Origin of the sequence: Acetobacter sp. DmW_043, assembly GCF_002153485.1 — a bacterium.
Taxonomy (GTDB): Bacteria; Pseudomonadota; Alphaproteobacteria; order Acetobacterales; family Acetobacteraceae; genus Acetobacter; species Acetobacter thailandicus.
Map to the genome: position 1 here is coordinate 129,409 of NZ_JOMN01000027.1, position 11,630 is coordinate 141,038.

Sequence of the window (11,630 nt, forward strand, 5' to 3'; positions counted from 1 at the left end):
AGAAGAATGTCTCCTCGTCAAAGGCGTGTTTCCGGTGCACCCCAAAAACCGGCTTCTGTGACGATATCGCGTCTTTTGCCCTATCTCTGGCCTCGTGGAAATATGGGGCTGAAGTGGCGGATCCTGCTTGTTCTGCTCGTAATGGTGGGGGGTGAACTGGCAACTCTGGCTGTGCCGCTGGTGTATAGCCATGTTGTTGACCGGCTTTCGCACCCTGTCAGTATGGCTATCGTACCTGCCGCTATTATCCTGGGTTACGGGCTGGTCAGGCTGGTGTCAGCAGCCCTGACGAATTTGCGTGATTCGTTATTTTCTCCTGTTCGCTTCAGGGTGGCTCGCCAGGCTGCGTTGCGTAGTTTTGAGCATATGCACCAGTTATCTCTGCGTTTTCACCTTGACCGAAGAACAGGGGGGGTAACACGTTCGATTGAGCGCGGCACAGAAGCGGTAGAGACTTTGCTGCGGATGGGAATGTCATTGTCGCCTACAATTTTGCAGGCCTTCCTTGTTGCTGCGGTTATATGGCGTGTTTTTGACTGGAAATATGTTGTTCTGATCGCGCTGATGATCGCGGCCTATATTCTCTTTACAATGAAGTTTACATCATGGCGGCTGAGTATTCGTCGCAGCATGAACGAGAGCAATACAGAGGCAACCAGCCGTGCTCTTGATAGTCTGCTAAATTATGAGACAGTGAAGTATTTCGGTAACGAAGAGCATGAAGCAAAACGTTATGATGCGGCTCAGGCGCGTTATGAAAAGGCAGCTCTCAGAACGCAATATTCTCTTGGCGCTCTGAATTTTGGGCAGGCTGCCATTATTGCCGTGGCTTTGACCGCTATTATGCTGCTGGCTGGCCGGGATGTTGAAACCGGTCACATAACCGTTGGTCAGTTTGTAATGATCAACACGTATCTGCTGCAGCTTTATGGGCCACTCAATTTTCTGGGGTCAATGTACTCGGCTATTCGCACAGCTCTTGTTGATCTTGAGCATATGCTTGGTCTGACCGATGAAACACCTGAAGTTAAAGACCCCGAGAATCCGGCAGAAATGACACTGACATTGCAGGGCCACCAGGCGGCCTCTGTTGAGTTTCGCAATGTGAGTTTCGGTTATAGTGATGAGCGGCAGATTTTACATGATGTCAGCTTTTTTGCGGCTCCTGGCAAAAAGCTGGCGATTGTGGGTTCGACCGGTGCAGGTAAGTCTACAATCAGCCGGTTACTATTTCGTTTTTATGATGTGTCATCAGGTGCTGTGCTGGTTGATGGCCATGATGTGCGGGACTGCCGTCAGGCTGATCTGCGTGCAGCTGTTGGTGTCGTGCCGCAGGATACGGTGCTGTTTAACGATACAATTGGCTACAACATCGCCTATGGGCGGCTTGGAGCTGCTCAGGAGGATATAGAGCAGGCGGCAAGACTGGCGCAGATTCATGATTTTATTATGTCTTTGCCTGCTGGCTATGAAACGCAGGTAGGGGAGCGTGGGCTTAAACTTTCAGGCGGCGAGAAGCAGCGTGTGGCAATTGCGCGAACTATTCTCAAAGACCCGCGAGTGCTGGTGCTGGATGAAGCAACAAGCGCGCTTGATACCCACACTGAGCAGGAAATTCAGTCTGCTTTGCGTGTTGTCTCGGCACAGCGTACCACTCTTGTTATCGCTCACAGGCTTTCAACCATTATAGATGCAGACGAAATACTGGTAATGGAAAAGGGTCGTATTATAGAACGTGGAACACATGAGGTTCTGCTTGGCTCTGACGGCCGATATGCCTCAATGTGGGCGGCTCAGGGAGCTGAGAACAGCGCAGCGGGCTGAGTGTCGTGGCATAATTTGCAATACCTGTCAGTTTTTGATGAAATTGTGGTGATAGAGCCGCACCAGGAGCTTGTGCGTTATTGCTATGTGCCTCTATCGTGCAAGCCACAGATCTTACAACTCTGTATGGGTTGCAGCTCGTGTTGACGAATCGCCGGGGGTAAATCATCCGCCGCGGGGATGTTGAGAGAGGTTAAAAGTTTTTATGGATCAAAATACTTCAGGTGCTGAACCAGGTCATGATGTGCCCGACGAGCTGGCACGCTGCGCAATGGTTATTGAAAGTGCGGTAGAGCACCTGCTTAAGGAAAATCATCCTCCGCTGGCTATTGCCTCAGCACTTCTTGGTGGCTCTCTGGGTCTGCTGGCCCGGACTATGGATAAAGAAACTATTCTCAAAATTCTTGAATCAGCCGCCGGCAGTGTCCGGGCAGGGGACGTTCATGCCTCTGCATCAGCAGAAAACAGCGCAAAAAACGAGAAAGCCTGACCTCGGCTCTTGACGTGGCGCCGTGAGTGGGTGATAAGCCGCGCCAAATACCTGAATGTGGTCGCCGGGCATATGTCTCGGCTCCGTTGCTTTTTTAGACAAGGATGAGACAATGTCCCGTCGCTGCCAGATTACCGGCAAAGGCGTGCTGAGCGGAAATAACGTCAGCCACGCTAACAACAAGTCACGTCGTCGCTTTCTGCCTAACCTGCAGGAAGCTGCTCTGATGTCAGAAACACTGAATGCATCAGTGCACATGCGTGTTTCTACACGTGGTCTGCGTACCATCGAGCACAATGGCGGTCTCGATGCATTCCTGATCAGCACACCTGACCGTAAACTTCCTCAGGAAGCTCTGGTTGTTAAGCGTCGTGTTCTCCGCGCGCAGGCTAAAAAGCAGGCAGCTGCCGGCGCCTGATTCAGGGGTATCTGCCTTTTTCATGGCTTCAGCTTTGTTTTGTAACGCAGAGTGAAGTTTGTATTTCAGGTGTCTGGCAAGGTGCCAGAGGCCTTTATATTAAGTGACTGGCCGGTTTCCGGCAGCCGGGTTGTACTAAGATTTTTCTGGTGACAGCACGGTGTTCGGCGGCCACAGGCGCGGGAGATTCCTTTCGCGCCTGATCTGTTTTCCGGAGGTTTTCGTGTCCGCCAAATCTGAACTTTCAAAGATCCGTAATATCGGGATCACCGCGCATATTGACGCGGGCAAGACAACCACTACAGAGCGTATTCTGTATTACACCGGCGTTTCACACAAAATCGGTGAAGTGCACGAAGGTAATACCACTACAGACTATATGGCTCAGGAACGTGAACGCGGTATCACGATTACTTCTGCTGCTGTGACCTGTGACTGGAACGATCACCGCATCAACATCATCGACACACCCGGACATATTGACTTCAACATCGAAGTGAACCGTTCTCTGCGTGTTCTCGACGGTGCTGTGTTCATCATCGAGGGTGTTGCCGGTGTTCAGCCTCAGTCAGAAACGAACTGGCGTCTGGCTGATCGTTACAACGTTCCCCGTATCATCTTCATCAACAAGCTCGATCGTACCGGTGCTGACTTCTACCGTGCATTTGACACGCTGAAAGAAAAGCTCGACATCGTTGCTATTCCTCTGCAGCTGCCAATCGGTGCAGAAGACCAGTTCCTTGGTGTTGTCGACCTGGTCGAGATGAAAGCGATCGTCTGGGAAGGCGGTGAGCTGGGTGCGAAGTTCCATGACGAAGAAATTCCGGCTGATCTGAAAGAGAAAGCTGAAGAAGCGCGTCAGGCTCTGCTTGATACAGCTCTGGCTGTTGATAATGCTGCTATGGAAGAGTATTTCGAAAAGGGTGAAGTCTCTGTCGAAACACTGAAACGCTGCATTAAAAAAGGTACCATCTCCGGTGAGTTCCGTCCGGTTCTGTGTGGTACTGCGTTTAAGAACAAAGGCGTTCAGCCGCTGCTCGATGGTATTCTTGATTACCTGCCAGCTCCTGACGATGTTGAAGGTATTCGCGTTGCTCCACCAGAAGGTGAGGAAGAAAGCGAAAACTCTCAGCCTGTTATCCCGGTTGACCCCGATGGTAAATTTGCTGGCCTGGCCTTCAAAATTATTAACGACAAATACGGCACGCTGACCTTCGTTCGTGTTTACCGTGGTGTTCTGAAAACAGGCGACACCATTATGAACACAACCAAAGGTCACAAAGAGCGTATCGGTCGTATCTATCAGATGCATGCTGATAAGCGCGTTGAGCTGAGCGAAGTTCATGCTGGTGATATCGCAGCTTTCGTTGGTCTGAAAGACACACAGACCGGTGACACGCTGGCAGACGGATCTGATCCGGTCATTCTGGAACGTATGACTTTCCCGATTCCGGTTATCGACATCTCTGTTGAGCCACGCACAAAAGACGCCGTTGAGAAAATGACACTGGCCCTGCAGAAGCTGGCTGGTGAAGATCCTTCTCTGCAGCTGAAAACCGATCAGGAAACAGGTCAGACCATTCTGTCAGGTATGGGTGAGCTGCATCTGGACATCATCATTGACCGTCTGCGTCGTGAATATGGCGTTGATGCGAACGTTGGTGCACCTCAGGTTGCTTATCGTGAAACGATTTCTCAGCCTCACACAGAGATCTATACCCACAAGAAACAGTCTGGTGGTTCAGGTCAGTTCGCTGAAGTGAAAATTGAGTTCGCTCCTCTTGAGCGTAACGCAGGTATCCTGTTCGAAAACAAAGTTGTCGGTGGTTCTATTCCTAAAGAATATATCCCGGCAGTTGAAAAAGGTATCCGCGTTCAGTCTTCAACTGGTGTGCTTGCAGGCTTCCCGACCGTTGACTTCCAGTTTACGCTGCTCGACGGTAAATACCATGACGTTGACTCGTCAGCTCTTGCCTTCGAAATCGCTGCGAAAGCATGTTTCCGCGAAGGTATGAAAAAAGCCAGCCCGGTTATTCTGGAGCCAATTATGGACGTAGAGGTGACAACACCTAACGACCATGTTGGTGACGTGGTGGGTGACCTTAACCGTCGTCGTGGTATGATCCAGAGCCAGGAAACTTCAGGTTCAACCGTTATGGTTCGCGCTCATGTGCCGCTGAAAGAAATGTTTGGTTACATTTCTCATCTGCGTTCTATGACGAAGGGTCGTGCATCCTTCACCATGCAGTTCCATCATTATGATCCGGTTCCACGTAACGTGGCTGAAGAGATTATGTCTGCTTCTAAATAAGTTTTTATTAGAACTTATTGTGTTAAGAGCCGCCCTTGAAAAGGGGCGGCTTTTTTAATGTTCTGATGGATTAATAAACATACAGGAGCTGATATTTTGCTGCTGCCCTGCGGGTATTGCCAGAAAGTAAAACCGCCCTGATCACATAATATGATACTTGTCAGGGAAGTTTTATATTTTCGTCTTCTTCCTGCGGCTGCTTTAATTTTTCTGCCCATATAGCTCTGATTTCTGCTGCACGATCAGAAAGTACTGAGTGTTTGTTTGATTTTTTTGCTTTAGCTGGCAATATTTTTGGGTAATTATTTGTTGTGGAAGCCGGAGTTTGCTGAGGGATATCAGGATGTGCTGACTTCTCAGAAACATTTACTGATTGTTTTGCTGTGTCATTATTAAAAGAGCTGGCCTGTGAAAAGGATGAAGAATACGCCATAGCCTCATTGCACAGAGAACTATTGTTCAGTTCAGGGTGAAAAGCTCTGTTACCTGACGACAGTGCAAATTTCAAACCGACTACTGCGGCAAGGTTGTTAATAATTTCCGTTTTGAGAAGCGTATTTTCTTCGTGCAGGCCTGGTGTGAATATTTGTTGCCGGGCTGCCGGTCTGAACTGAATAAGCGGAAAAATGTTTCTGAGTGCAGAGGTGGCTGCAGCCTGACTCACACCATTTATATGAGCGGTTATCTGTGGGTTTTTGATAGAGCCGGTAATATGAAAAGACTGTGCTGTACGATTATTTTTTGTATCCTGCGCATGAGTAGTCAGGTAATAGTCGAGTGTGTTGTTGCGAAAATCAATAATACCATTACCAAAAGTTTTTATTTTACTCGTGGCAAGAAAAAAAGCTTTTGTTGTGAAAATCCCGTTTCTGAGAGGCATATCAGCAATCAGACAACGTAGTTCAGTATTGGATGGATTGCCTATGGCTGAGAGCACAGCATTGGTAAGTCTCATTCCCAGAATATCGGGCAGGAAGGCAGTTATATTTTCGCCCTGGTCAAGTACAAGCGTCAGGTTGCCACTTCCGCCAGCGATGAGAGTTGCGATACTGTTCCCCTCTGAGGTGAGGGTGATGTGCCCTCCCATAATGCCCTGTGCATGTGATGCGATATTAGTTCGTGTAAGGCGGGCTATATCCAGCTGGTTAAAATCAATACGGGCAGCAGCCTTAAATTCATCCCCCTGAGGGCGGAGGCTGGCTGAGCTGGCAATCGTACCATTTCCAATTTTAAAGTTCAGGTGCCGGACAGCAATGTTGCCGTTGGAAACAGAAAGTTCTGTGTCAATGTTATCGAGCGGTAGCCTGTCATTCTGGAGATGTACGCCCTGAAAAAGGATGTGGGCATTCACGTTATATAATTTAGGAATATTGACCGGAGTATCTGACAGGACCTGGTTATTTGTGTTGTCATGCAAAGGCAGGCTCTGATTATTGCTCTCATAAAAGCCAGTCAGGTCATTTGAGTTCATATTGCGTGAAAAAAGACTGGCATCGATAAAAAGTGGGCTTGTATGAGGGGTGATCTGTACCGTACCGCTGATATCGCTCTCTCCGGTTTTACCAGAAAGGTTTTTAAAAATAATTCTCTCAGGCGAGTAATCGAGCGCACCGGTCAGAACATAACCGGGCGTCTGTGGTGCTGGCCAGCCTGTAATGGAAGCAAGTCGGGACATGTCTGCCCCTGTAAGTTTGAATCTCAGCTGCGCTCCGATAAAAGTAAGGGGCTGGTCAATCTGCCCTGTAACTGAGAGAGCTGTGCTGCCATTCTGAACTGTCAGACGGATGGGATAAGCTGTGTGTTCATCCAGAGCAGTCAGAATGTTTCCGCCGGTAAATGAGAGAGTTATAGGGTGCTGAGCATAACGTCCTGTGGCATTTATGCGTAAAAACCCTTGTCCATCTGCTGCTCCAGGGGTGGATTCTATCCTGGCAATAACATCTGTTTGCATAGGGTCATGCGTAAAATGTAAAATGCCCGAAGTGATATAAATCTGCCCATTACGAAGGAGTGTAAATAATTCTTCTTTTCTGGTTTTACCAGGAGAGGTGAACGTATAATTATTAATATTATTTTTTAGTGTAATGAGATCTATATCGGGATGGTTGAGTGTAATTTTTGAAAAATTAAAAGTTTTAAATATGAGGTAGTCTATCGTATTAAAGGATAGTGAGGCGTCTTTTACTTCTGCAAAATTATTTTCAGCATCTGAAAAATTATCGGGTTGTGCAATTTTCACCCCTTTCATCCGGATGGTTGTCGTAAGACCAGGAGAGACAGAGAGATGTTCAACACTGACTTTGCGGCATAGCAGAACGCTCAGGCGAGTGTTGAGCTGAGGGATAAACCAGTCCCACGACCAGAAAAAAATATAAGTAATAATAATTGCGCTAAAACATAGAAGGCCGCCAAGAATGCGCTTTTTTAAGAAAATATTTTTTATATTTAAATGACTATATCTGGATAAAAGAAGCATAGAAATTAGTTTTCATAAATCTATTATTTTTTAAAAATCAACCAGATGAAGTGGTATGCTTTATTTTGATCTGAGAGTGGCAGATTGTTTTGTTTGTTTTCTGGTTATCCTGATGAAAGAATTTAGTTATTAAAAAATTAAATTATTGTAAAGGAATAAAAAATATTTTTGCCTGAGGTATGACCGCTGTTATCTCGTTTATTGGTTGTACGGCCACGCCTCAGACACTGTTACTCTTTTTTCTTATTTTTTCTGGTCAAGTTTTATACGCCATGCTGCCCGTACTTCTGCTGGTGTCATAGTGTTTGACTTTGCCGGTGGTCTGCGTCGGGCAGGCTGGTGGTTTGTAATGCCATTTTTATTCAGAGTGCTGGTGGAACGAGATAGATTGCCGGTGGTAATGCCAGAGCTTGGTGCCGCGTTGACTTCCTTTACCGCTGTGGCGCAGAGGGATTTATTGCCGACACCGAGCTGGATTGTCGGAAGAAGTGCCAGAGGCGGGAACACGACACCCAGGCCGGCGGCGATGGCTGCACGCCCAATAATTTCCGCACCAGGTAAAATGGTGGGGTCTTTTATCGGGCCATAAATATGAAAAGCTCCGGGGAGGGAGGCGATTGTGAAGCCACGTGAGCGTGTCGTCAGGTAATAGTTGAGTGTATTATTACGAAAATCTATCGTGCCTGTGCCCGTGGTGCGGGCCTCACCTGTTTCAAGCAGTAAAGCCTTTGTTGAAGCGATGCCATTTTTAAGAGGCATATCCGTTATGAAGCAGTGTATTTCAGTATGCGAGGGGATGCCAATAGCTGTCATGACAGCGTTGGCAAGCTGCAGGCCGAGCAGATTGGGTAAAAAAGCGGTAATATTGCCGCCCTGATCGAGAATGAGTGTCAATCCTCCATTACCTGCGGCCATCAGGCTGGCAACAGAGTTCCCTCTTGCGGTGAGTGTCATGTGCCCACCGATAATTCCTTTTGCTTTTGACTTCACAGTGGCCTGCATAATATGACCCAGGTCAATGCGTGAAAAATCAACGCGGGCACTCGTGTCAAAGAGTTTTCCTGCGGGTTTCAGGCTCGCTGTGCTGGCTATGGTGCCGCTTCCTACACCAAAATTTAGCTTTTTGAGTGTAATAGCTCCGTTTGTGACAGAAAAATCGACATCAATATTATCGAGCGGAAGGTTTTTGTTCTCAATATGTGTGCCGTGATACGTCAGATGTGCATTAACAGTATTGAGCTTGGGAATATTGATAGGTGTTTCAGGTAAAATAGCATCGCTTCTGGCGTCGCTTTTTTTCTGTTGAGCAGTTTTATCGGGAGAGGCGCCGATAAAACCTCCGAGGTCACTCAGGTTGACCTGTTTTGAAAAAAGTGCAGCCTCAACAAATACTGGTTTTGTATGTGGGTTGAGCTGAATTGTGCCGCCGATATCACTGGTTCCAAGCTGCCCTGAGAAGTTTTTGAAAACAATTTTGTCGCGGTTATAATCAAGGTTGCCAGTGATGGCGTAAGCTGGAGTGTGTGGAATGGGCACGCCGGTAAGGGGGTAAAGCAAGGCCATATCCGGCCCGGCAAAATGGAGTTTAAGCTGCGCGCCGGAGAAAGTCATGGGCTGGTCAATCTGCCCGGCCAGAGAGGCTGTTGTTTCACCGTTCTGTATTTTCAGATTGACAGGATACGGGTTATTTTCACTCATGACAGAGAGTAGCGCTCCGCCCGTAAAGGTTGCTGTGACAGGCTGTTTCGCATAGCGGCCACTGGCATTGATATGCAGAATACCTCTGCTGTTCTGAGTGGTCGGATCAGCCTGAATTGTCGCTGTGATATCAGCCTGAAGGGGGGCGTAGACGACATGCAGGCGTGTTGCAGTAACTGAGAGTTTGTCGATCTGAGGAAGAGTGAATGAGCCTGAGCTTTTTTGCTGAGCAGGTTTTCCATCTTCAGTGAATGTAAAATTATTTAAATCATTTTTGAGAGCAATCAGATCGGCATCGGCACCGTTGAGCATAACGACTGGCAGATGAATTTTTCTGTCTTTGATAAAATCGATGACACTGAATGAAACCGTGATCTCCTGTGCAGTCGCAAAGGGACGTTTTTCGCCACTGAAAGTCGCGGGCTGTGTGATTTTCAAACCCTCAACGCGTACGGCTGTTACAAACCCAGGGGAAATATGCAGGTGTTCAATTGTTGTTTTGCGGTGCAGCAGCGCCGTAAGGCGCATATTGATCAGGGGGATGAACCAGTCCCACGACCAGAACAGAATAAGTATACAAAATAAAACAAAAAAACCGCCGAAGGCTGATATAATCGGGTGTTTTTTTAAAAAATGAGAAGCAGATATTTTTGTGGTCATGACAGTTCTTAACATGCTCTCGTAACAGGGTAAAAGCCTGGATTTGCAAGGCGTTATTATAAGAAACTAAGGAATGACAGGGTATAAACACCTTCTTTCCAGATAATTTTTTATGGTTTTTAAGTGAAGAAAGTGTCAAAATTTTAATGAACTATATAAAATATCTCTGATAGATGAGTTAAGGAAATGCTTTTACCTCGCTGATTCTGCGGTTTCAGAGAATATCGTTGTGCTTGCTATACTGGCTGAGGCATATTTTGCGAGGTGATATCAGTGATGGCTGCATTTATGCTCCTGCTGGTTTGTCTCCCTGGTGCCGTGAGATATACATGAGCATGCTACGAGCCCTGGTAGCGTTCTCTCTCTGGCATGTGTTGTACTCCTGGGCGGTTTGTCTGAGGGTGCTGTCGGTAAAATTATGACGTCTTATCCTGATACTGAAGCAGATTTAGAAGCGCGCAGAACGCTCAGGCGCTACCAGTGGACGGCGACAGCTCTGCTTGTCTTTATGGTGCTTTTAACTGTGGCAGGGTATGCGGCACCGGCCGCAGGCTGGGTTAAGGAGGCCTTCTGGCTGGAGGTTCTGCGCTCTGGTGCGCGGGCTGGTGTTGTCGGCGGGCTGGCAGACTGGTTTGCTGTTGTTGCGTTGTTTCGTCATCCGCTGGGGGTGCCTGTACCGCATACGGCGATCATTCCTGCGCAAAAAGAGCGTCTGGGTCGTGCTCTGGGGCGTTTCGTTTCTCGTCAGGTTTTAACGGAAGAGGAGGTTAAGCGGGTTTTTGACCGGCTGGATATTCCCTCAATCCTTTCAGGAACGCTTGATGATCCGGCAACCCGGAAAATGGCGGTACGTATTTTTTCTTCATCTGTGCGTCAGACATTTGACCGCCTTGAAGATGGCCGTGCTTCAGAGGCTATAAGCCGTATTTTACCATGTCTGGTGGGTAGCAGTAATCTGACGCCGGTCGTGGCCAGAGCGCTCAGGTCGATGGTTGATAATGACCGCCATCAGGAAGTGCTTTCATATCTGCTGGAGCAGGTCAAAGAGGGGTTGCAGGCGCGTGAGAGCGCGTTGCGTACAATGATTGAGGATCGTGTGCGTGAGCAGGGCGGGCGCTTCCTGGGGTGGGCTATTGGTGGTTCTATAGCAACCAAAGTGTTGTTCGCGGTCAGTAAGGAGCTTGATCGTGTTGACCCTCAGAATTCAGGCCTGCGAGAAGGATTTACATCATGGGCCCGTGCGCAGATTGACCGGATTGAGCATGATCCTGAAAGAAGCCAGGAAATGTCACGTGCGATCACGGGTATTTTGTCGCATGAAAGTGTTGTCGTCTGGTGGTCAGATATCTGGGGGCGGTTTCGTCGTATGGCAGAAGCCGACGCAGAAAACCCCGACGGGCGTATAGCGTCAATGTTGCAGGATGCGCTGGGGCGGTTTGCCGGGCAGCTGAAAGATGATCAGGCCTTGCGGCAGGAAATTGTTGATAAACTTCATGCTGTTCTGATCAGAGCGCTGCCGTCTGTCAGAGAGCAGATTGAAGAGTTTATTGCTCAGGTCGTTGCCGGCTGGGATGGCGTGCAGGTCGCTGAAAAGCTTGAGCTGCGTGTCGGTAAAGACCTCCAGTTTATCAGGTTTAATGGCACTCTCGTCGGTTTTGGTGCGGGTGCGCTTCTTTTTATTGTTCTTAGATTATTGTTTGGCCTGAATGCTCAGTAAAAAGTGTGTCTTTCAGGTTAAAAACAATGTGCTTTT

At 48.0% G+C, this 11,630-nt stretch carries 7 protein-coding genes; 5 read left to right on the forward strand and 2 right to left on the reverse strand.

Annotated elements, in window-relative coordinates; all coding sequences use genetic code 11:
* The first annotated feature begins 6 nt into the window (after positions 1-6).
* The 4 genes from HK11_RS08875 (at position 7) to fusA (ending at position 5,043) form a co-directional block, all read left to right on the forward strand.
* On the forward strand, positions 7-1,824 hold the full coding sequence (locus tag HK11_RS08875) for an ABC transporter ATP-binding protein/permease (protein WP_086554986.1): 1,818 nt from the start codon (positions 7-9) through the stop codon (positions 1,822-1,824).
* Positions 1,825-2,029: 205 nt separating this feature from the next.
* The gene (locus tag HK11_RS08880) at positions 2,030-2,314 is read left to right on the forward strand and encodes a hypothetical protein (RefSeq protein WP_086554987.1); all 285 of its coding nucleotides are present in this window, start codon (positions 2,030-2,032) and stop codon (positions 2,312-2,314) included.
* 112 nt (positions 2,315-2,426) lie between these two features.
* Positions 2,427-2,732: a 50S ribosomal protein L28 gene (gene rpmB, locus HK11_RS08885; protein WP_086554988.1), complete on the forward strand. Its 306-nt coding sequence runs from the start codon at positions 2,427-2,429 to the stop codon at positions 2,730-2,732.
* A gap of 223 nt (positions 2,733-2,955) precedes the next feature.
* Entirely contained in the window at positions 2,956-5,043 is a 2,088-nt protein-coding gene (gene fusA, locus HK11_RS08890; protein ID WP_086554989.1) for an elongation factor G, read from the forward strand.
* Positions 5,044-5,203: 160 nt separating this feature from the next.
* Here the strand turns inward: fusA and HK11_RS08895 are convergent, their stop codons facing one another.
* Both HK11_RS08895 and HK11_RS08900 read right to left on the reverse strand, forming a co-directional pair.
* The gene (locus HK11_RS08895) at positions 5,204-7,519 is read right to left on the reverse strand and encodes an AsmA family protein (RefSeq protein ID WP_086554990.1); all 2,316 of its coding nucleotides are present in this window, start codon (positions 7,517-7,519) and stop codon (positions 5,204-5,206) included.
* 243 nt (positions 7,520-7,762) lie between these two features.
* Complete coding sequence (locus HK11_RS08900) at positions 7,763-9,877, reverse strand: AsmA family protein (protein WP_086554991.1); 2,115 nt, start codon at positions 9,875-9,877, stop codon at positions 7,763-7,765.
* A gap of 418 nt (positions 9,878-10,295) precedes the next feature.
* Here HK11_RS08900 and HK11_RS08905 point away from each other — a divergent pair, with 418 nt between their 5' ends.
* Complete coding sequence (locus tag HK11_RS08905) at positions 10,296-11,594, forward strand: DUF445 domain-containing protein (RefSeq protein ID WP_086555047.1); 1,299 nt, start codon at positions 10,296-10,298, stop codon at positions 11,592-11,594.
* Positions 11,595-11,630: the final 36 nt, after the last annotated feature.

Excerpts from the sequence above, each read along its gene's own strand:
- HK11_RS08880 (WP_086554987.1), top strand. The coding sequence starts at position 2,030 with ATGGATCAAAATACTTCAGGTGCTGAACCAGGTCATGATGTGCCCGAC.
- HK11_RS08895 (WP_086554990.1), bottom strand. The coding sequence starts at position 7,519 with ATGCTTCTTTTATCCAGATATAGTCATTTAAATATAAAAAATATTTTC.
- HK11_RS08900 (WP_086554991.1), bottom strand. The coding sequence starts at position 9,877 with ATGACCACAAAAATATCTGCTTCTCATTTTTTAAAAAAACACCCGATT.
- HK11_RS08875 (WP_086554986.1), top strand. The coding sequence starts at position 7 with ATGTCTCCTCGTCAAAGGCGTGTTTCCGGTGCACCCCAAAAACCGGCT.
- rpmB (WP_086554988.1), top strand. The coding sequence starts at position 2,427 with ATGTCCCGTCGCTGCCAGATTACCGGCAAAGGCGTGCTGAGCGGAAAT.
- HK11_RS08905 (WP_086555047.1), top strand. The coding sequence starts at position 10,296 with ATGACGTCTTATCCTGATACTGAAGCAGATTTAGAAGCGCGCAGAACG.